Genomic DNA, 19,725 nt, shown 5'->3' on the forward strand with positions numbered 1-19,725 from the left:
TGAAAGGGAAATTTTTTCAAAAAAGAAAGGTTTTGAATTTGTTTTTGCTGGGAATATAGTCACCAACACAACGAAATACACCAATCACAAGGAGGAGATTTATATGATTACCAAGAGGCGAAAAAACTTAGTAGCGGGTGGGTTGGCGGTTTTGCTTACATTTGGCGGCTTAGCCGGATGTGGCGACGGCGTCGATCAAGATAATGGCATCAGTGATGGCGAGCAAAAAGACGCCATCGATAACGATACCAAGAAGGAAGCCGATACCTCCTTCAAGGATGCAAAAGAAAATTTGAAGGAAGCAAAAAAAGATATTGAAAATGAATTGAAAAAAGATGGCGTTGGCGATGGTGTTGACCAGGATAATGGTGTCAGCGATGGGGAAAAGAAGGACGAGCCTGACAACCTGTAATCTAAGAGGCTATTAGCTGTTAAAAAACATGTTTAATACCATACCAATATTGGTATTTAATATACTAACCAAAAACAAGGAGGACGACACAATGAATAAGGACCAAGTAAAAGGAAATATGGAACAGGCCAAAGGCGAAGCAAAAGAGCAGTGGGGTAAACTAACCGATGATCGCTCAACCGAAGTTGATGGAAAAATGGACAAGGTTAAAGGAAAAGTACAAGAAGGCTACGGCGATGTGAAGGATAAAATGGAAGATTAAAATGATTGGTAGAAACATGTTGAGACACTTGAAAAGTGCCAGACACTACAGCATTTTGTTGTAGTGTCCGGCACTTTTTTGATGTTTGGCGGAATCATGTGAGAAGTTGGCGGAATACTTTTGAAAACCGGCGGAAATACCTTAAAAACTGGCGGTATCCGCCAACCAATCGGCGGAATGACCAACAAATCCGGCGGAATCCACATACCAGTCTGTTCTAAAACAAGCATAAAAAAAGAAGAGGTTCCCCAACCTCTTCTTTTTGATATATAACCCCTTTATTTGAGCTGGCGGCCTTCCCCAAGGCCCCAGCTGATAAATCATTTCCCCCAAAAAATCTTACATATTGTTCAAGAAGTCGAGTGCTAGGTTTGGCGCTACTCCAAACAAGACGGAGCCGACAACCGCAACCAGCAGCACAACCACTATTCCAAATGGCACCTGTAGCTTGCTTTCATCCTTAGCTGGACGGAAGAACATCTGCGTCATGACGCCAAAATAGTAGAAATAAGAAACAACTGTTGTCGCAATCATGATAGATGCGAGCACATAATGCGGGGTTCCGAAAAATGCACCGACAAAGATGTTTAATTTTCCAATAAAACCTGCTGTACCCGGGAAGCCTGCCAAGGAAACGAGTAAAATTCCCATTAACACAGCTAGAACCGGCGAGCGGCGGTAAAGGCCAGCAAAATCAGCAATCTTCGTTGAACCTGATTTTTCCGTCACCACTTGAATGATAGCAAAGGCACCAAGGTTCATCAGCATGTATGCAAGCAAGTAGAACCAGATGGAGAACACTAAGTTCGCACTCATAGTCGTTATAGCCACTAGCACATACCCCGCATGGGCGATACTTGAATAAGCGAACATTCTCTTAATATCTGACTGCTTCAACGCTACCACGTTACCGACAACCATCGTTACCGCTGCAATCACCGCTAGGTAGTCATGCATCTTGAACAGAATGCTTTCACCACCGGCGCCTCCCTCTGGTGCTGCATTGTAGAAGACAGCAACAAGGATACGAACGACGATGACAAAGCCTGCTGTTTTGGAAACTACGCTTAAGAATGCAGTAACAGGTGTTGGCGCTCCTTGATACACGTCAGGTGCCCACATATGGAACGGAGCAGCCGCGAGCTTAAAGGATAAACCAACGAAAATCATTAAGAAGGAAAGACCAAGTAAGTAAGTCTGCTGTGCATCACCAACCGCCGCAAGAGTTTGCGCGATATTGAAAAGGTTCGTGGTTCCGGTTAACCCGTACACATAACTCATTCCGAATAACGTGATCGCAGTGGAAATTCCGCCATTGATGACGTATTTCATTGCAGATTCGTTGGATTCTACATGGTGTTTGCGAATACCCGCTAAAATATAAGAAGAAACCGTTAATAATTCTAATCCGATGAATAGGGTGATTAAATCCCCACTGGAAGTCATAATCATCGCACCGAGCAACGCTGCTAAAAACAGGTAGTAAAACTCGCCGTGACTGTCTTCCACTCCATCCTTTTTCTCATAGCTGACAGCTAAAAACAGCACCAGCCCTGAACCAACAAGAAGCAAGAGTTTAAAGGCCTTGCCAAAGCCATCAAGTGTAAAGCTGTCTTCTAAAATCGAAGTGACATCTGTGTTCAACAAGCCAGCAAGAGACACGATTGCTGCGAAAACTCCGAGAATCGCAATCCAGCCAAGAACTCGTCGGTCTTGTTTTTTCGGCATAAATAAATCAAGTAATGTTAATAGTGCTGACACACCAAGGATGATGAACTCTGGTGTCATGACACTCCATTCAAATGATTTCAATGTATCAAAATCCATCCTTCATCACCCCCCTAACCCTAGCATGATTGTTTCAAGTGTAGTTTGCAGCGGAGAGCTTAGAACACTTGGATACACACCAATTAATACGATTAAAAATGTAAGAACAAGGACTGGAATGAATTCCACGCCTTTTAAATCAACCACACCAGTAAATTCACGGTGTGACTTGCCGTACGTCATACCTAGAACCGCACGTAGTAAGTAGGCTGCCGTCATGATAATACCAATGGTACCAACTGCTGCAATCCACGGCATTTCTTTGAAAAGACCTAAGAACGCCATAAATTCGCTGACAAATCCAGACATACCTGGCAGTCCGAGTGATGCCATCGCAGCGGCAAGCAAGAAGCCTGCGGCAATTGGCATTCCCTTCGCCATTCCGCCCAGATTTTCCATTAACGATGTATCCGTACGTTCGTACAAGACACCCACTAAGAAGAACAAGAGCGCGGAAATCAATCCGTGTGAAATCACTTGGAAAATCGCTCCCTGGACCCCTGCCTCATTCATCGCAGCAAGGCCAATTAACACGATTCCCATGTGGGAAATGGATGAATACGCCAAAACCATCTTAAAGTCTGTTTGAATGAACGCTAGAAACGCCCCGTAGAGAAGATTGATCACTCCAAGTACGGCAATGATGGTCGCAAGCGTCTCAAACTGCTTCGGAAAAATACCCATTCCAAAGCGGATTAATCCGTACGCACCAATCTTTAAAAGAATACCAGAGTGAATCATAACGACTGATGGTGGCGCCTGAACGTGTACCTTCAGCATCCAGCTGTGCAATGGGAAAATCGGTAATTTTACACCAAATGCAACTAAAAGGGCAATCAGTAATCCAAGCTTCAAATCACCAGTTACCGGTGTATTTGGATCGGCCATCATTTGTGTTAATAAGTCAATATTTGATGTTCCTGTTTTTGCAAACAGAATCATAATCACAATCAACAGGACTGCTGATCCTAAACCGTTATAAATCAAGAAGCTGTATGCTGCTTTTTCTTTTTCAAAATAACCCCATTTTCCAATTAAGAAGAAAGTCGGAATGAGTGTTACTTCGAAGAAGATGAAGAACAAAATCAAGTTTTCTGCGGTAAACACGCCAAGCATTCCCACTTCTAAAAGAAGGAATAGCATGAAATAACCTTTCCATTCTTTTTTTATAAAAATGGAAGCGATGGAAGCGAGTGTGGCAACAACCGCTGTTAAAACAACCAATAGAAGCTGGAAGCCGCTTAATCCAAGCTCGTAGTAAACCGAGAAGATTGGCTCGGAAATCCCATTCATGCCGCGGAATTGAATCCATGGCACCGATACGGAAAAGTCAGCTAAATCCTTGCCCCATTGATAATGAAGATAGGCCGCAAATGCTAGGATTAAAGCTGGCAGTGTCGCTAAAAAGCCCACTAGTTTAATTGATTTTTCCTGCGTTTTAGGCATGAACGCCAAAACCGCGATACCTAGTAAAGGGGAGAATACTAGGACGGAAAGGACTGCATGTAAATTCATCGTAAGTACCCCCCTGTTAATGCAAAGATGACGGCTAATAGTGCGAGACCGATGAAGGCAACTGCGCCATAGGTTTGAACCTGTCCGGTCTGCATCTTCGAACCAGTTTGACCAAGTCCTTGGACGATCCCGACTACGCCCTTCACGAGCCCCTCTACAAGAAAGACATCGATGAAGCGTAAGAAGTAGCTGATTGCTTTTGTAGCGACTACGACAGTAAGTTGATAGAACTCATCAACGTAATATTTGTTGAAAAGAATCGTGTGCAGCGTGTCACCTGTGCCGCTCAACCAGTTGCGGGCTAGAGAACGCTTGTAGTACATCATATAAGCAAGGAAAATTCCTGCTAAAGACACGACTGTTGCTGCAATCATAATCCATACTGGACCTTCGACATGGCCATGGTGTGCAAGTGTTTCGTTGCCATCCACTAACCAGTCACCAAGGAACGTTCCAAACCATGGAGTGTTGACGTAACCAGCGATCACTGCCAAGACACCGAGAAGAATCATCGGGAATGTCATGTTGGACGGTGATTCGTGCACATGCTTTTGATCGCCCCGCGCTTCGCCAGTGAATACTAGGAAGAACAAGCGGAACATGTAGAAGGCAGTCATAAAGGCTGCGATTAGTGCTAACAAGAATAGGACTGGATGTCCGCCTTCCCAAGCAGCAATTAAGATTTCATCCTTTGAGAAGAAACCAGAAAATAACGGTACACCGCTGATTGCGAGTGTTCCAATTAAGAAAAGAGGTCCGGTGAGCTTCAGCTTTTTCCAAAGCCCGCCCATTTCTTCGATGTTTTGTGTGTGAACTGCGTGAATGACAGAACCTGCTGCAAGGAATAGTAACGCCTTGAAGAACGCATGAGTCATTAAGTGGAACACACCCGCTACATAGCCGGCAGACCCTAAGGCAAGCATCATGTAGCCAAGCTGTGAAACGGTTGAGTATGCTAATACACGCTTGATGTCCGTTTGGACAAGACCGATGCTCGCTGCAAAGATTGCTGTAAACGCACCGATCACGGCGATCGTAAGTAGTGCTGTTTGGCTTGCTAAGAATAGTGGGAATAGGGCTGCCACTAAGTATACCCCTGCGGCTACCATGGTCGCTGCGTGGATTAAGGCCGAAACTGGTGTCGGACCTTCCATCGCATCTGGAAGCCAGGTGTGAAGCGGGAACTGACCTGATTTACCAACTGCTCCGATGAATATAAGGATGGCAGTGAGGGTAATCATCGTCGTTGAAATCTTTCCAGCTTCTACTGCTGCAAAAATATCACTATATTCAAAGCTTTTTGTTTCCCAGAATAGAAGAGCCATACCGATAAATAGGCCCACGTCCCCGATACGGGTCATGATGAATGCCTTTTTCGCAGCGGCCTTCGCTTCTTCTTTGTAAAAATAAAAACCGATTAATAGGAACGAGCCGACACCGACAAGCTCCCAGAAAATATAGGTTTGCAAAAGGTTTGGTGAAAGAACCAGCCCAAGCATTGCAAAGGTAAATAATCCTAAGTAGGCATAGAATACTGGAAACCGCTCATCTCCATGCATGTACCCTTTGGAGTAGGTATGTACTAAGAAACTTACGAGCGATACGATAAACAGCATTAATGCATTTAATTGATTCACTTCAAAGCCCGCTGTTAGATGCAGATCTCCTATCGTGAGCCAGTCAAATTTCGTGACGTAAGTTGGCTCTGAAAAGCGCTCAAATAACACAAGGATTGAATAGACAAGCGACGCGAGTGTAAGAAGAATCCCCACATAACTGCTTGCCTCCTTCAACCGCTTACCGAATAGAAGAAGGATCAAAAACGATAATAGCGGGAAAAGCGGTATGAGCCATGCATTCTCCATCATTATCACTATCCCCTTTATAGAACATGGTGCCTGACACCCTCCGTGGACAAATCCCTCGTTTGTCTTTCTAGAATGGACATCCTTCGCTCAGCGAAAGTTGTCCTCCTGAGACGGACAAATAGGGCGGAGTGTCTTTTTGTGGTGCCTGACACCCAAAGTGCTCTATCTAGTTTTTCATTGTGTCCATTTCGTCGATGTTGACGGTTTTCTTGCTGCGGTAGAGTGCGATGAGAATCGCTAGTCCGACCGCTGCTTCGGCTGCTGCCACGCTGATTGCGAACAGGGCAAAGATTTGGCCTGTAATCGACGGTGCCAGACCGTATTTGCTGAAGGTGACTAGGTTAATGTTCACAGCGTTCAGCATCAATTCGATTGAGATCAGGACGATCACTGTATTTCTTTTCGTTAACGCACCGTATAAGCCGATGCAAAACAGTATAAGTGCCAGTGCCAGGAAGGCTGAAGCGGGAACTGAACTCATTCCTCATCCGCCTCCTTTTTCTCATTTTTTGCCAAGATAACGGAGCCAACAAGGGCTACTAATAGTAAAACCGATGTTAACTCAAACGGAATGACATATTTTGAGTAAAGTGCCTTACCAATTTGTAACGTGTTATTTTCATGCAGTGTGGATGGAACCTGTTCGATATTGAAATCGTAGATGCCAATATACACTGCAAAGGCAAAGCCCACAATTCCTATGAACAAGAGTAACTTTCTCCATCTGCCTGTTTTTGGTTCACTTTCGTCATCATGCTTCGTTAACATAATGCCAAACAGCATGATGATGGTGATCGCACCAGAATAAATTAAGATTTGGACGGCAGCCACAAATTCTGCGGATAGCAGAACGTAAATACCGGCGATTGCGACGAAAGTGAAGATCAGGGCAACAACCATATGAACCACTTTCGTAAGGTTCAACAGAAGCACGCCGCCGATGATCGCAACAAGTGCGAGTCCCATAAATGCGAGGAATTCGCCTGAGAAGGTCATGCTTTATTCTCCTTCCGTATGTTTTCGTCGTTTTCATCTAACCATTCAAGGTTCTTAAATAACATATCGCGGCTGTATTCAGCGAGCTCAAAGTTATTGGTCATGATGATGGCTTCAGTTGGGCAAACCTCCGTACATAGGTCACAAAGGATACAAATCTCAAAGTTGATATCGTATGTGTCGATGATTTTCCCTTTTTTCGTTGGATCCGGATGCTTTTTACCCGTCAGGTTAATACATTCAGTCGGACAAATATTCATACATTGATTACAAACGATACATTTTTCCGGATAAAATTTCTGTATACCACGGAAGCGATCTGGTAGTGGAATCGGCTTATTCGGATAATCGTAAGTAACCTTTTCTCGCGTTAATTGTTTTAGGGTATATTTCAAGCCTTTTGCTAATCCAAGCACGTTTTTCACCCCTTTTACCTTTTAAGAATTGTTAGTGGTGGTATTGGTGTCAGGCACCCTTCCTGATTTAGAAAAATAATGATTTGATTAAAGCCGTTAGGAATATGTTGCCTAGTGCTATTGGCAAAAGTACTTTCCAGCCAAATTCCATTAGTTTATCGACCCGGAAACGTGGGAACGTGCTTCGTAGCCAAATGTAAACAAAGACAACCACACTGAATTTAAGTGAAAACCAAATCGCTCCAGGAATAAAGCTTAGGAAGCCGATTGGCGCTAACCATCCGCCTAAAAAGATTACCGTAATCAAAGCAGACATCGCGAACAAATACACATATTCTGCGAGCATAAAGAATGCCCAGCGGAAACCGGAATATTCAACATGGTAACCGGCAACTAGTTCGTTTTCCGATTCTGGCAAGTCAAATGGTGTTCGGTTTAATTCCGCAATCGATGCAATGAAAAAGACAATAAATCCAATTGGCTGCAAGAGGATGAACCATCCGTTCTTCTGTGCTGCCACAATCTCATTTAGATTTAAGCTTCCTGATAGAAGAATAACGCCTAAGACAGACATAACAAGCGGAATCTCATAGGAAATCATCTGGGCTGAGGCACGCATACCTCCTAAGAGTGCATACTTGTTATTCGATGCCCAGCCGCCAAGCAGCATACCAAAGGTAGTCAATCCAGAAACGGCAATATAATAGAGTAATCCCACACCGATATCGGCAAACTGAAATTTGTCAGTGAACGGCATCGTTGCTAGGACCATAAAGGATGGCGCAAAAGCAATGACCGGTGCAATAATAAATAATGGCTTGTCAGCTGCCTTCGGAATAATATCCTCTTTTAATAATAGCTTGAGGACGTCTGCGACCGTTTGTAAGAGTCCCCACTTACCGCCGACTTGGTTTGGACCATGACGGAGCTGCATGTAACCCATTACTTTCCGTTCTGCTAAAATTCCGTAAGTAACGAAGCCTAATACGACTAAAAGTAAGACAGCACCGAGTAAAAAGAAAATCCCAAAGTTAGCCCAACTAGGACTTGACTGTAGCAATTCTTCTATCATTAGCCGTCAACCTCCCCAAGGACAATATCCACTGCCCCTAAAATAGCAATCATGTTTGCGATGTTTTCGCCCTTTAAAAGTTTTGGGAGAATTTGCAGGTTATAGAAGGATGGTCTTCTAAACTTTAAGCGGTACGGTTCTTTTTTACCATCGCTCGCAATATAACAGCCAATTTCACCACGTGGTGATTCAATTCGTACAAAAGCTTCACCCTTCGGCGCCTTAATAATCTTCGGCACTTTGGCAAGAATTGCTCCCTCAGCAGGAAATTGCTCCACTGCTTGTTCAAGGATTTTTAAGGATTCTTCGATTTCAGCAAGGCGTAGATGGTACCTAGCCAAGCAATCACCGTCCTCCGATGTTGGGACATCAAAGTCAAAACGGTCATAAACGGAATATGGTTCATCCTTCCGAAGATCCCATTTCACACCGGTACTACGAAGATTAGGTCCGCTAAGTGAATAGTGGATGGCTTCTTCTTTTGTATATTTTCCAACGCCTTTTACACGGTCTAAAAAGATTTCATTTCCGCTGACAAGATCGTGGAAACCAGCAAGCTGACCGCGCATATATGGCACAAAGTCTCTTACTTTTTCAATCCATCCTTCTGGAGCATCCCACTTCACTCCGCCCACACGCATATAGTTAAATGTCAGGCGTGCACCCGTAAGTTCGTTTAGCATATTAATAATCATTTCGCGGTCACGGAATGCATAGATGAACGGACTTGTAGCTCCAAGGTCAAGAATATATGTACCCCATGCAACAAGGTGACTCGCAATCCGGTTTAATTCCATTGCAATAACCCGAAGGAAATCTGCACGTTCTGGCACTTCAATCCCCATCATCGTCTCAACTGCATGACAAAGGACATAATTGTTTGTCATAGATGATAAGTAGTCCATTCGGTCTGTGTAAGGAATAATCTGTGTATATTGCAGGTTCTCAGCAATTTTTTCAGTCCCACGGTGTAAATATCCGATAACAGGTGTTGCTTCAACAATGGTTTCCCCATCAATTTTTACAACAAGACGGAACACGCCGTGAGTACTTGGATGCTGAGGTCCTACGTTTAGTATCATTTCTTCTGTTCTGATCAATGGTTACACCTCCACATCGTAAGGCTCATAATCTTTTCGCAGTGGATAGCCAACCCAATCTTCGCCGAGTAAGATACGACGTAAATCCGGATGTCCTGTAAACTTAATTCCTAATAAATCATAAGCTTCACATTCAGGCCATTCTGCGCCTGCCCAAAGCGGCTGCAAGGACTCGATGATTGGTTCATTACGGTCAATCTTCACTTTTAACGCGACGGATTGACGGTTTTTGTATGAGAATAAGTGAACATAAATTTCCATATGTGTTTCGAAGTCTGATCCATGAAGCTCTGATAAATAATCAAACCCTAACAGCTCATTGTATTTTAAAAATTGAGCCAGTTTAAAATATGTGTCACGCTTCGCTACAAGTGTTGGAACATCCTTAGAAAGTTTATTAATATAAGAATCTTCTAAAACATCAGATCCCATATTTTCTTCAATGACTTTCAAATATTTATCTAAAAATGGCTGATTGACTGAAGGCTTTGCTTCTGCTGCAGGGGCTGCTGTTTCGCCAGCTTTTCCGCCTGCTGCTGCCTTCGCTTTGGCTGCCGCTGCTGCTTTTGCTTTCGCTTTGGCTGCTGCAATCGCCTTTGCCTTTTCATCATCGCCGCCTGCTGCTGCGTCCTCGCCGACCATTCCGGCTGCTTTCGCCTTTGCTGCGGCCGCTGCCTTTGCTTTGGCTGCCGCTGCTGCTTTCGCTTTCGCCGCTGCTGCCGCTTTCGCTTTCGCATCATCTCCAGATGGTGCATCATCCCCAGCTGCTTCAGGTGTGTCACCTAGCTCCATGGCTTTCCTCTTTGCTGCCGCAGCCGCCTTTGCTTTAGCTACTGCTGCTGCTTTTTTCTTCGCGAGGTCATCCGCGTCAGAACTTGCCGCTGGGGCTTCATTCGTACCTGCGCCGGCTGTTTCCTCCGCTGGGACTGATTCTGATGTTGGCTCAACTGGTGCTGAACCTCCTGCGAGCTCCATCGCTTTTCTTTTTGCCGCTGCTGCAGCCTTCGCCTTCGCTACCGCTGCCGCTTTTTTCTTGGCAAGGTCATCCGCGTCATTCGCAGGCGCTGTTGCTGGTGCTTCAGTCGATGGCACCGTTTTTTCAACTGGCGTTTCGCTTGCCGCCGATGCAGGTGCTTCGTCTTTAGCCGGCTCAGCAGGTTTTGAAAGAGCTTCCCCTGCAGCCTTTGCCGCCCGTTTCGCAGCCGCCGCAGCCTTCGCCTTCGCTACCGCTTCTTTCTTTAACTGTTCAAGATCCTTTTCCCCACTCATCGGTTAGATCACCTTCTTCCCAGTCTTCGCTTCATAGCGAATCTTTTCCTTTAATTTATTGATTCCATAAATTAAAGCAGCTGGGTTTGGTGGGCATCCAGGTATGTATACATCAACAGGAACGATTTGATCGACTCCTTTAACAACTGAATACGACTTTACATACGGCCCGCCAGCTGTTGCACAAGAACCCATCGCAATAACCCACTTTGGCTCAGGCATTTGATCATACAATCGGCGTAAAATCGGCGCCATTTTCTTCGTCACTGTCCCAGACACAATCATACAATCCGATTGCCTTGGAGACGTACGGAAAAACGAACCAGAACGGTCTAAGTCATAATTCGCTCCGCCCACACCCATCATTTCAATCGCACAACAAGCCAGACCAAATGTTACCGGGTAGATCGAATTACTTCGAGCCCAGGCCTTAATTTGCTCTAGCGTAGTCATAAATACACTTCTTTGTAAATCTTCCATTTCCTTAGGTGAAATGCCATCTAGTTTTAAATCCATTGTAGCACCTTCTTCTTCCAAGCATACACTAGGCCAATTAACAGCATAATCACGAAAATTAACATCTCGATCAACGCAAAAACACCTAGCTTATCATAGGCCACAGCCCATGGATATAAAAACACCGTTTCCACATCAAAAACAACAAACATAAGGGCAAAAATATAATAGCGGACATTGAACTGTACACGGGAATCGTGAAATGGCTCAACACCGCTCTCATATGTAGTTAACTTCGCATCGCTAGGTTTATGAGGACGCAAAAGCTTACCTAAATATAATGCCACCACCGGCAGCAACACCCCAAGACACAGAAACGCAAAAACAATCAGATAATTATTCTGATATACATTAAGAAGTTCCATGTCTATCCCCTCCAATGTTGTAAATTTTCATACTAATGAATATTGTAACCGAATTCATTATAGCATTGTTACAAACCCATGTCGACAAGCCATTATACTTAAATTGGAATTCTCCCGCAGCGAAAATTTATCAGTTTTAGACACTTGAGAGCACGCTCTCAAAAGGGGCTTAAACTAATAAATTTTTGCAAGTACAAGTCAGAATCCCAAGTGGGTTAGCGCACGTGATCTGGAGCGCTAGCGGAAGATGACGTGCATAGTCAAGGCTAGAGCCATGCTGTTTCCTCCAATAGGTTCGCAACAACACTATTAAAAATCCGAGAACACCCCCAATTTAACAACAAATGATGAAAATTGTATGTGAGATTTGTCATTAAATCTTCACTAAATCTACGTTTTTCTCCCTAACTATATGAAATTTCGACAAGCCCCATTCATACTAAACCCAAACTATGTAAAAACATAAAATGAACCTTTTTATCACAAATCCAATCTTGTATTCGCCCTACCATCATATGCAAAAATGTACAAATCATGCAGTTTTTCCGAACCAAGAATACCTCCAAATAAAAATGCCGGTCGCAAAGCTGGCCGTATTCCACTAAAAATGCCAGTAGTAAGGCTGGCAAACTAACTTCCCACCCATTTATCGTCCGCCCTCCAAAAAACATACTAAAAAACCCCTCCAGCAGACTCCCAAAAAAGAGTCCACCAAAGGGGTTTCCATATATATATAAGCTATTATTATCTTTTACCTTCCGATACGGCGAGGCGATTGATGGCACGTTGCAGGGCAAGCTCAGCACGTCTGAAGTCAATATGCTCAGCATGCTGATCGTGCATACGCTGTTCTGCACGTTCCTTCGCTTTGATTGCACGTTCAACATCAATATCGGATGCTTTTTCAGCCGTTTGCGCCAAAATGGTTACTTGATCTGGACGGACCTCTAAAAATCCTCCACTTACCGCAACCAGTTCCGTTTTTCCATCCTTCTTGAGGCGAACAACCCCAATTGCAAGAGGAGCAACCAACGGAATGTGACCAGGTAAGATACCTAGCTCACCACTTTGAGCCTTTGTACTAACCATTTCCACATCTGATTCATACACCGGGCCATCGGGAGTAACAACATTGACTTTAATCGTCTTCATTTTTTACCCTCCTGGCAGGATTTAGACCTCTACGCCCATGCGTTTTGCAGCTTCAACCACTTCTTCGATGCGTCCAACAAGACGGAATGCATCTTCAGGAAGGTGATCATATTTACCGTCAAGGATATCTTTGAATCCTTTTACCGTTTCCTTAACAGGAACATATGAACCTGGCTGTCCAGTAAACTGTTCAGCTACGTGGAAGTTTTGTGATAAGAAGAACTGTAGACGACGCGCACGAAGTACGACTAACTTATCATCATCAGAAAGTTCGTCCATACCAAGGATCGCGATAATATCTTGTAATTCACGGTAACGTTGTAGCGTCTGTTGCACACGACGTGATACCTCGTAATGCTCTTCACCAACGATTTCAGGTGACAATGCACGAGAAGTTGATGCAAGTGGATCCACCGCAGGGTAGATACCCATCTCAGAAAGCTTACGCTCAAGGTTAGTCGTTGCATCTAAGTGAGCGAAAGTTGTAGCCGGAGCCGGATCCGTATAGTCATCGGCTGGTACGTAAATCGCTTGAATAGATGTAACTGAACCTACGTTAGTAGACGTGATACGCTCTTGTAATTTACCCATTTCAGTAGCAAGAGTTGGCTGGTAACCTACCGCAGATGGCATACGGCCAAGTAGGGCAGAAACCTCAGAACCTGCTTGCGTGAAACGGAAGATGTTATCCATGAAGAAAAGAACGTCTTGTCCTTGCTCATCACGGAAATACTCAGCCATTGTCAAGCCAGTTAGGGCAACACGCATACGTGCACCTGGTGGCTCGTTCATTTGTCCGAATACCATCGCTGTTTGCTTAATAACGCCTGAGTCAGTCATTTCGTGGTAAAGGTCGTTACCCTCACGAGTACGCTCACCTACACCAGCGAAAACGGAAATACCACTATGCTCTTGGGCGATGTTATTGATTAATTCCTGGATTAATACAGTTTTACCTACACCGGCACCACCGAATAGACCGATTTTACCACCTTTAATATATGGTGCAAGAAGGTCTACTACCTTAATTCCAGTTTCAAGAATTTCTACCTCAGTAGAAAGATTTTCGAAAGTTGGTGCTTCGCGGTGAATTGAATCACGACGTGCACTTGCAGGGATTTCATCAGCAAGGTCAATGTGCTCACCTAATACGTTAAATACACGTCCAAGTGTTACATCCCCAACTGGTACCGAAATCGGTGCACCTGTATCTACTACTTCAACTCCACGAGTTACACCGTCAGTGGAAGCCATTGCAATCGTACGAACAGTATCATCACCTAAATGAAGGGCTACTTCAAGGGTTAAGTTGATATCAACTTCTGATTCATTACGCGCTTTGTAACTAATTCTTAATGCGTTATAGATCTCAGGCAGCTGACCGTTTTCAAATTTAACGTCAACGACCGGACCCATAATTTGAACTACGCGTCCTATGTTCATCTTTTTCCCTCCTAACTTACTCTTTTGAAAATGAACGTAGTTGGAGACCCGCATCTGCTCACTCATGAACAAATGCTGCCTTCCCGTTCATTTTCTTTTTTTGCCCGCCGAATGGGCTAATTTTAAAAATTCTATTCTAACGCCGACGCACCGCCAACAATCTCTGTAATTTCCTGTGTAATCGCAGCTTGACGTGCACGGTTGTAGCTAAGCGTATAGTTACGAATCATTTCTTTCGCATTATCAGTTGCATTTCTCATTGCCGTCATACGGGCAGCATGCTCACTTGCTTTACTGTCTAAAAGAGCACCGTAAATTAAAGCCTCTGCATATTGTGGCAGGAGAACTTCTAAGATTTCTTCTGCAGACGGTTCAAACTCATAAGAAGCCAGCTTTGAAGAAGTTGTGATATCCGTTAGCGGAAGAAGCTTCTTCTCCGTTACTTCCTGAGAAATGGCACTTAAATAATGACTGTAATACAAATATATTTCATCAAATGTACCGTCAGAGAACATTCCTACCGTACTTGAAGCGATATCTTTAATATCTGAAAAGCTTGGCTGATCGGAAACCCCTACAATTTCAAGAGCTACATTCATACCGCGCTTAACAAAAAAGTCACGCGCTACTCGACCTACTGCAATAATCGCAAATTCATCATTGGATTTATGACGGCTTTGGATTTCTTGGTGTACGCGTCGAATCACGTTACTGTTAAATGCACCTGCAAGTCCACGGTCAGAGGTCATAACGATATAACCTGTTTTCTTCACAGCACGGGCCTGAAGCATTGGATGGTTAATTCCTTTGCTGCCGATTGCAATCGATGCCGTTACTTCCTGGATTTTTTCCATGTAAGGGACGAATGATTTCGCATTCATTACTCCACGGTTCCATTTCGCTGCCGACGTCATTTCCATTGCTTTCGTAATCTGACTCGTCTTTTTGGTTGAATTTATACGATTTTTAATGTCGCGTAAAGATGCCATTGGTTCTCACCACCCTCATTCAAAGAATGTTTAGCTAAGAGCGCCCTTAGGCGCCCCCAATATTACTCAGAAACTGCAAACGTCTTTTTAAAGTCGTTGATAGCAGAAGCGAAATCGTCATCAGAAGGAAGATCCTTCGTCTTCGTAATATGGTCTAACACTTCTTTGCGGTTGTGATCTAACCAATTTAACATTTCTGATTCAAAACGACGAATATCTTGAACAGGGATATCATCAAGGAATCCGCGTGTTAATGCATATAGGATTGCCACTTGCTTCTCAACTGAAAGCGGCCTGTTAAGATCTTGTTTTAATACCTCAACGGTACGTGCACCACGAGCAAGCTTCGCTTGTGTCGCTTTATCAAGGTCAGAACCGAACTGAGCAAATGCTTCAAGTTCACGGTATGAAGCAAGGTCAAGACGCAGTGTACCTGCAACCTTTTTCATCGCCTTGATTTGTGCAGAACCACCTACACGGGATACAGAAAGACCTGCGTTGATCGCTGGACGTACGCCAGAGAAGAATAGGTCAGACTGTAAGAAAATTTGTCCATCAGTGATGGAGATAACGTTTGTTGGGATATAAGCAGAAACGTCACCTGCTTGTGTTTCGATAAATGGTAATGCTGTGATTGAACCTGCACCTAATGTGTCGTTCAATTTCGCAGCACGCTCTAATAAACGGGAGTGCAAGTAGAATACATCCCCTGGATATGCTTCACGACCTGGAGGACGACGAAGTAATAGGGAAAGTTCACGGTATGCAGCCGCTTGTTTAGAAAGATCATCATATACGATTAATACGTGTTTGCCAGAGTACATGAACTCCTCAGCCATCGCAACACCAGCATATGGAGCTAAGAATAGCATTGGAGCTGGTTGTGAAGCAGATGCAGATACAACGATTGTGTAATCTAATGCACCATTCTTACGAAGCGTTTCAACCGCATTACGTACTGTTGATTCTTTTTGACCGATTGCAACATAGATACAGATCATGTTTTCAGTCTTTTGGTTTATGATTGTATCGATCGCAACAGATGTTTTACCTGTTTGACGGTCACCGATGATTAACTCACGTTGACCACGACCAATTGGAACTAGCGCGTCAATCGCTTTGATACCTGTTTGTAATGGCTCATGAACGGATTTACGAGCCATAACGCCTGAAGCTACTGCTTCAACAGGGCGAGTTTTTGTTGCATTGATTGGACCCATACCATCAATTGGTTGTCCTAAAGAGTTAACAACACGTCCAATTAGCTGCTCACCAACTGGAACCTCCATGATGCGTCCTGTACGGCGAACTTCGCCGCCTTCCTTGATCTCTGTGAAAGGTCCAAGGATAATAATACCGACGTTATTTTCTTCTAGGTTTTGTGCCATACCCATAACGCCATTTGAAAATTCAACAAGTTCTCCAGCCATGACATTGTCGAGGCCATGAACACGAGCGATACCGTCACCTACGGAGATAACTGTACCAACATCACTCACTTGAATTTCTGCCTGATAGTTTTCAATCTGCTTTTTAATCAGGGCACTGATTTCTTCAGCTTTGATGCTCATGAGTTTCACCCCTATCTACGAATCTTAGCTTAACAATTTACGTTCTAAACGGTTTAACTTGCCGCGCAAGCTTCCGTCATATATACGATTTCCGATGCGGAGCTTCACGCCACCAAGCAATTCGGAATCTACGATATTTTCAATTCTCAAAGATTTCTTGCCTACTTTTGCTGCAAATGTAGTAGAAATAGCCGCGCGTTCAGCATCTGTTAGCGGACGAATGCTGTACACTTCTGCTTCAGCAATACCCATTTCATTATTTGACAGCTCAATAAACTGGTCCACCACTTCAACGATTTCATCTTCGCGGTGACGATCGATCAAAATTAACAATGTATTTAGTACATAGGCATTGATAGATACAAAAGCTGCTTTTATAACCTCTTTTTTCTTATCAATCGTTAGTTTTGATGATTTTAGGACAGCTTTCAAATCAGCATTGTATTGTAAAACTTCTTTCACTACACGAAGTTCTTCTTCTACTGTACTTAGAATCTGCTGTTCTTTTGCAATTTGAAAAAGAGCTGACGCGTAGCGTTTTGCTACCATAGAATTGCTCATCGCTCTTCTCCTGCCTCTTTGATATATTCGTTAATAAGTTGTTCTTGATCTGCTGCAGTTAATTCTTTCTCAATTACTTTAGAAGCAATTAATACAGACAGGGAAGCAACTTGTTCGCGAATAGCTGCAACTGCTTTTTCTTTTTGCTGTTCAATTTCAAGCTTAGCAGCTTCTTTAACACGCTCTGCTTCCGTACGTGCTGCAACTACGATCTCTTCACGCTGGATATCGCCTTGTTTTCTAGCGTTTTCCATTAAGTTCTGTGCTTCAGTACGTGCTTCTTTTAAAAGACTTCTTTGCTCTTCTAAAAGTTTCTTCGCTTCTAAACGACTATTTTCAGCCGCATTAATTTCATTAACAATGTGTGCTTCACGTTCCTTCATGATGCCCATTAATGGACCCCATGCGAACTTTTTAAGCAACGCTAACAAAATGATAAACATTAATAACTGGAAGAAGATATCTCCAAAATTAATATGGGAACCGCCTTCAGCAGCAGTAGCCAATACAAAATTGCTTGTTAACACCCTGGGTTCACTCCTTTCAAGAGTCGCTAAACGATGAAAGTAACAACAATTTAACTAGACATAAATGAATGGCGAAGGATGTATGTATCTTCGCCATCTGGAGTTTTAATGATAATTACTTATTTAAAACCATGAACGCGATAACTACACCGATGATCGGTAATGCTTCAACTAACGCAACCCCGATGAACATTGTAGTTTGTAATGTACCACGTAATTCAGGTTGACGAGCAACACCTTCTACTGTACGTCCTACGATAAGACCGTTACCAATACCTGCGCCAATAGCTGATAAACCAATTGCAATCGCTGCTGCTAAAATACCAATTGAACCTGTCATTTCGTTTTTCCTCCTTAAATGTATAAAAAAATATAGTTTATTATTTTGTTCATGAGTAATGAACGGTTTATATTAATGGTCGTGACTCACTTTATGAGCCATATAAACCATTGTTAACATTGTGAAAATGTAGGCTTGAATTGAACCTACGAAAATAGAGAAACCTTGCCATACTAGTGTCAACGGTACTGCTGCGATAGTTCCAGCAATTCCTTGATGCGCTAGTCCTGCTGCTAAAAGTGAAAGAAGTAATTCACCGGCAAAAATGTTACCGTATAGACGCAAACCAAGAGTTAGCGTATTCGCGAATTCCTCAATAATCTTTAATGGGAAAAGGAATTTCATTGGGCTGAAGAATCCTTCCGCATATCCTTTTACACCTTTTAGCTTTACACCATAGAAGTGCGATAACGCAACAACCATAACCGCTAACGTTAAAGTAATCGTCGGGTCAGCTGTCGGTGATTTCCACCATAGGTTTTCACCAACTACGATTGCAAACGGAAGACCTAACATATTAGATACAAAGATATACATCAATAGTGTGATCCCAAGTATGTGGAATCGACCACCTGTCTTCCAATCCATTGTACTGTTGATAATTCCTTTAACGAAGTCCAAAATCCACTCGAAGAAATTCTGTACGCCGGTTGGCTTCATCGCAAGTTTGCGGGTAGCAAGGACTGCAATAAGGAAAACAATCGCACTTGCAACGGTTATCATTAGAATATTGGCCCCGTTAAACCAAAGCCCCATAAACTTAAAATCCGGAGTTCCGTGTTCCATGTAAACTCACCTCGTTTCCGCTTCATTTATGTACATGCAATGCATGATAAAAATAATCTATCATAATGACAATATAGGATGTCATCAATCCTACTACTAACCCCATCACATTGAAATACTCTGGATACCTCAATGCAATTAATGCCGCTATTCCACCTACTGCCATCCTGGAAAGCGACCCGAGAGAGCGGACTTTTTCGCCCCGTGATACCTTTTTATCAAAGTTTTCTGTTTTCCTCACTAATAACCAAAGGTTTAAGAAACCAAAGCATGTCCCAAGAATCAACCCTAAGAAGATTGTTTGGTATGATGTGAATCCCCAGCCGAGAACATAAATGGACAACAAGTAAAAGATCCATTTCCGCTGTCTGTTGTACATGACTCTAAAATCTGGCATAGTTATTTATCTCCTGAATAGAAATGGCGGATTGAAAGAAGCATGGAATAGGTGCCTGCTGCAAGTCCTAAAAGCAGTCCAACTATTAAGAAAATTGGCTCGGTACCCCAATGCCGATCCAGCCATCTGCCTGAGAAAATACCTATTAGAATGGAACCGACTAACTGGGAGACGATCGCGGACATTAAAGCCATAGCTTGTAATGGATTGCGGTTGTTTTGTCGCATGCTTATCGCATCCTCACTATAAGAGAATGTGAACCGGAAAATAGTATGCAAACAGGCGGGAAACACCGTGGAAAATAGTCTATTAATCCGATGAAAACCCTATCATTTTACACC

General features: G+C 43.4%; 24 protein-coding genes. 3 read left to right on the forward strand and 21 right to left on the reverse strand.

Annotation, left to right across the window (positions count from 1 at the left end):
- Window positions 1-103: 103 nt before the first annotated feature.
- From ABES03_RS06545 to ABES03_RS06555, 3 genes are all read left to right on the forward strand, one after another.
- The gene (locus ABES03_RS06545; RefSeq protein WP_430116212.1) at window positions 104-412 is read left to right on the forward strand and encodes a hypothetical protein; all 309 of its coding nucleotides are present in this window, start codon (window positions 104-106) and stop codon (window positions 410-412) included.
- Between the two features lie 91 nt (window positions 413-503).
- On the forward strand, window positions 504-674 hold the full coding sequence (locus ABES03_RS06550; protein ID WP_430116214.1) for a CsbD family protein: 171 nt from the start codon (window positions 504-506) through the stop codon (window positions 672-674).
- A gap of 120 nt (window positions 675-794) precedes the next feature.
- On the forward strand, window positions 795-947 hold the full coding sequence (locus ABES03_RS06555) for a hypothetical protein (RefSeq protein ID WP_430116216.1): 153 nt from the start codon (window positions 795-797) through the stop codon (window positions 945-947).
- Between the two features lie 66 nt (window positions 948-1,013).
- On the opposite strand, the gene nuoN is transcribed toward ABES03_RS06555, so the two are convergent.
- The 21 genes from nuoN to ABES03_RS06660 form a co-directional block, all read right to left on the reverse strand.
- Window positions 1,014-2,501 (reverse strand): NADH-quinone oxidoreductase subunit NuoN, encoded by a 1,488-nt coding sequence (gene nuoN, locus ABES03_RS06560; protein ID WP_430116217.1) that lies wholly within the window; start codon window positions 2,499-2,501, stop codon window positions 1,014-1,016.
- A 6-nt stretch (window positions 2,502-2,507) separates the two neighbouring features.
- On the reverse strand, window positions 2,508-4,016 hold the full coding sequence (locus ABES03_RS06565; protein ID WP_430116219.1) for a complex I subunit 4 family protein: 1,509 nt from the start codon (window positions 4,014-4,016) through the stop codon (window positions 2,508-2,510).
- Window positions 4,013-5,884: an NADH-quinone oxidoreductase subunit L gene (nuoL, locus tag ABES03_RS06570; RefSeq protein ID WP_430116220.1), complete on the reverse strand. Its 1,872-nt coding sequence runs from the start codon at window positions 5,882-5,884 to the stop codon at window positions 4,013-4,015. The genes ABES03_RS06565 and nuoL overlap by 4 nt, the downstream gene beginning before the upstream one ends.
- A 166-nt stretch (window positions 5,885-6,050) precedes the next feature.
- Window positions 6,051-6,365, reverse strand: coding sequence for an NADH-quinone oxidoreductase subunit NuoK (nuoK, locus tag ABES03_RS06575; RefSeq protein WP_308081848.1), 315 nt, complete (start codon window positions 6,363-6,365; stop codon window positions 6,051-6,053).
- Window positions 6,362-6,880, reverse strand: coding sequence for an NADH-quinone oxidoreductase subunit J (locus ABES03_RS06580; RefSeq protein WP_430116222.1), 519 nt, complete (start codon window positions 6,878-6,880; stop codon window positions 6,362-6,364). The genes nuoK and ABES03_RS06580 overlap by 4 nt, the downstream gene beginning before the upstream one ends.
- Window positions 6,877-7,296, reverse strand: coding sequence for an NADH-quinone oxidoreductase subunit NuoI (nuoI, locus tag ABES03_RS06585; protein WP_430116225.1), 420 nt, complete (start codon window positions 7,294-7,296; stop codon window positions 6,877-6,879). The genes ABES03_RS06580 and nuoI overlap by 4 nt, the downstream gene beginning before the upstream one ends.
- 67 nt (window positions 7,297-7,363) lie before the next feature.
- Window positions 7,364-8,368 (reverse strand): NADH-quinone oxidoreductase subunit NuoH, encoded by a 1,005-nt coding sequence (gene nuoH, locus ABES03_RS06590; RefSeq protein WP_430116227.1) that lies wholly within the window; start codon window positions 8,366-8,368, stop codon window positions 7,364-7,366.
- Window positions 8,368-9,468 (reverse strand): NADH-quinone oxidoreductase subunit D, encoded by a 1,101-nt coding sequence (locus tag ABES03_RS06595; protein ID WP_430116229.1) that lies wholly within the window; start codon window positions 9,466-9,468, stop codon window positions 8,368-8,370. The genes nuoH and ABES03_RS06595 overlap by 1 nt, the downstream gene beginning before the upstream one ends.
- A gap of 3 nt (window positions 9,469-9,471) precedes the next feature.
- On the reverse strand, window positions 9,472-10,737 hold the full coding sequence (locus ABES03_RS06600) for an NADH-quinone oxidoreductase subunit C (RefSeq protein WP_430116231.1): 1,266 nt from the start codon (window positions 10,735-10,737) through the stop codon (window positions 9,472-9,474).
- A gap of 3 nt (window positions 10,738-10,740) precedes the next feature.
- A complete protein-coding gene (locus ABES03_RS06605; protein WP_308081841.1) occupies window positions 10,741-11,253 on the reverse strand; it encodes a NuoB/complex I 20 kDa subunit family protein in 513 nt (170 codons plus the stop codon).
- Window positions 11,244-11,618, reverse strand: coding sequence for an NADH-quinone oxidoreductase subunit A (locus ABES03_RS06610; RefSeq protein WP_308081840.1), 375 nt, complete (start codon window positions 11,616-11,618; stop codon window positions 11,244-11,246). Before ABES03_RS06610 ends, ABES03_RS06605 begins: the two co-directional genes overlap by 10 nt.
- Window positions 11,619-12,362: 744 nt before the next feature.
- Window positions 12,363-12,770 (reverse strand): F0F1 ATP synthase subunit epsilon, encoded by a 408-nt coding sequence (locus ABES03_RS06615; protein ID WP_430116233.1) that lies wholly within the window; start codon window positions 12,768-12,770, stop codon window positions 12,363-12,365.
- Window positions 12,771-12,791: 21 nt separating this feature from the next.
- Window positions 12,792-14,213: a F0F1 ATP synthase subunit beta gene (atpD, locus tag ABES03_RS06620; RefSeq protein ID WP_430116235.1), complete on the reverse strand. Its 1,422-nt coding sequence runs from the start codon at window positions 14,211-14,213 to the stop codon at window positions 12,792-12,794.
- 131 nt (window positions 14,214-14,344) lie between these two features.
- On the reverse strand, window positions 14,345-15,202 hold the full coding sequence (atpG, locus tag ABES03_RS06625) for an ATP synthase F1 subunit gamma (RefSeq protein WP_430116237.1): 858 nt from the start codon (window positions 15,200-15,202) through the stop codon (window positions 14,345-14,347).
- 62 nt (window positions 15,203-15,264) lie between these two features.
- Entirely contained in the window at window positions 15,265-16,773 is a 1,509-nt protein-coding gene (gene atpA, locus ABES03_RS06630) for a F0F1 ATP synthase subunit alpha (protein ID WP_430116238.1), read from the reverse strand.
- 24 nt (window positions 16,774-16,797) lie between these two features.
- The gene (locus tag ABES03_RS06635) at window positions 16,798-17,334 is read right to left on the reverse strand and encodes a F0F1 ATP synthase subunit delta (protein WP_430116240.1); all 537 of its coding nucleotides are present in this window, start codon (window positions 17,332-17,334) and stop codon (window positions 16,798-16,800) included.
- Window positions 17,331-17,861, reverse strand: a complete 531-nt coding sequence (locus ABES03_RS06640) for a F0F1 ATP synthase subunit B (protein ID WP_430116242.1) — start codon at window positions 17,859-17,861, stop codon at window positions 17,331-17,333. Before ABES03_RS06640 ends, ABES03_RS06635 begins: the two co-directional genes overlap by 4 nt.
- Before the next feature lie 115 nt (window positions 17,862-17,976).
- Window positions 17,977-18,201 carry a F0F1 ATP synthase subunit C gene (gene atpE, locus ABES03_RS06645; protein WP_308081822.1) on the reverse strand — a complete coding sequence of 75 codons (225 nt, stop codon included), beginning with the start codon at window positions 18,199-18,201 and terminating at the stop codon, window positions 17,977-17,979.
- 72 nt (window positions 18,202-18,273) lie between these two features.
- Complete coding sequence (gene atpB, locus ABES03_RS06650; RefSeq protein WP_308081821.1) at window positions 18,274-18,987, reverse strand: F0F1 ATP synthase subunit A; 714 nt, start codon at window positions 18,985-18,987, stop codon at window positions 18,274-18,276.
- A gap of 22 nt (window positions 18,988-19,009) precedes the next feature.
- Window positions 19,010-19,384, reverse strand: a complete 375-nt coding sequence (locus ABES03_RS06655; RefSeq protein WP_430116245.1) for an ATP synthase subunit I — start codon at window positions 19,382-19,384, stop codon at window positions 19,010-19,012.
- Window positions 19,385-19,386: 2 nt separating this feature from the next.
- On the reverse strand, window positions 19,387-19,611 hold the full coding sequence (locus ABES03_RS06660) for an AtpZ/AtpI family protein (RefSeq protein WP_413305251.1): 225 nt from the start codon (window positions 19,609-19,611) through the stop codon (window positions 19,387-19,389).
- Between the last annotated feature and the right edge of the window lie 114 nt (window positions 19,612-19,725).

Source organism: Neobacillus rhizosphaerae (assembly GCF_050477885.1).
In the GTDB taxonomy this organism is placed as follows: Bacteria; Bacillota; Bacilli; order Bacillales; family Cytobacillaceae; genus Neobacillus; species Neobacillus rhizosphaerae_A.

Excerpts from the sequence above, each read along its gene's own strand:
- atpB (WP_308081821.1), bottom strand. The coding sequence starts at position 18,987 with ATGGAACACGGAACTCCGGATTTTAAGTTTATGGGGCTTTGGTTTAAC.
- ABES03_RS06550 (WP_430116214.1), top strand. The coding sequence starts at position 504 with ATGAATAAGGACCAAGTAAAAGGAAATATGGAACAGGCCAAAGGCGAA.
- nuoL (WP_430116220.1), bottom strand. The coding sequence starts at position 5,884 with ATGATGGAGAATGCATGGCTCATACCGCTTTTCCCGCTATTATCGTTT.
- ABES03_RS06635 (WP_430116240.1), bottom strand. The coding sequence starts at position 17,334 with ATGAGCAATTCTATGGTAGCAAAACGCTACGCGTCAGCTCTTTTTCAA.
- nuoH (WP_430116227.1), bottom strand. The coding sequence starts at position 8,368 with ATGATAGAAGAATTGCTACAGTCAAGTCCTAGTTGGGCTAACTTTGGG.
- ABES03_RS06565 (WP_430116219.1), bottom strand. The coding sequence starts at position 4,016 with ATGAATTTACATGCAGTCCTTTCCGTCCTAGTATTCTCCCCTTTACTA.
- ABES03_RS06610 (WP_308081840.1), bottom strand. The coding sequence starts at position 11,618 with ATGGAACTTCTTAATGTATATCAGAATAATTATCTGATTGTTTTTGCG.
- atpG (WP_430116237.1), bottom strand. The coding sequence starts at position 15,202 with ATGGCATCTTTACGCGACATTAAAAATCGTATAAATTCAACCAAAAAG.
- nuoK (WP_308081848.1), bottom strand. The coding sequence starts at position 6,365 with ATGAGTTCAGTTCCCGCTTCAGCCTTCCTGGCACTGGCACTTATACTG.
- ABES03_RS06580 (WP_430116222.1), bottom strand. The coding sequence starts at position 6,880 with ATGACCTTCTCAGGCGAATTCCTCGCATTTATGGGACTCGCACTTGTT.
- atpE (WP_308081822.1), bottom strand. The coding sequence starts at position 18,201 with ATGACAGGTTCAATTGGTATTTTAGCAGCAGCGATTGCAATTGGTTTA.
- ABES03_RS06660 (WP_413305251.1), bottom strand. The coding sequence starts at position 19,611 with ATGCGACAAAACAACCGCAATCCATTACAAGCTATGGCTTTAATGTCC.
- nuoN (WP_430116217.1), bottom strand. The coding sequence starts at position 2,501 with ATGGATTTTGATACATTGAAATCATTTGAATGGAGTGTCATGACACCA.
- ABES03_RS06605 (WP_308081841.1), bottom strand. The coding sequence starts at position 11,253 with ATGGATTTAAAACTAGATGGCATTTCACCTAAGGAAATGGAAGATTTA.
- atpA (WP_430116238.1), bottom strand. The coding sequence starts at position 16,773 with ATGAGCATCAAAGCTGAAGAAATCAGTGCCCTGATTAAAAAGCAGATT.
- atpD (WP_430116235.1), bottom strand. The coding sequence starts at position 14,213 with ATGAACATAGGACGCGTAGTTCAAATTATGGGTCCGGTCGTTGACGTT.
- ABES03_RS06545 (WP_430116212.1), top strand. The coding sequence starts at position 104 with ATGATTACCAAGAGGCGAAAAAACTTAGTAGCGGGTGGGTTGGCGGTT.
- ABES03_RS06615 (WP_430116233.1), bottom strand. The coding sequence starts at position 12,770 with ATGAAGACGATTAAAGTCAATGTTGTTACTCCCGATGGCCCGGTGTAT.
- ABES03_RS06600 (WP_430116231.1), bottom strand. The coding sequence starts at position 10,737 with ATGAGTGGGGAAAAGGATCTTGAACAGTTAAAGAAAGAAGCGGTAGCG.
- ABES03_RS06655 (WP_430116245.1), bottom strand. The coding sequence starts at position 19,384 with ATGCCAGATTTTAGAGTCATGTACAACAGACAGCGGAAATGGATCTTT.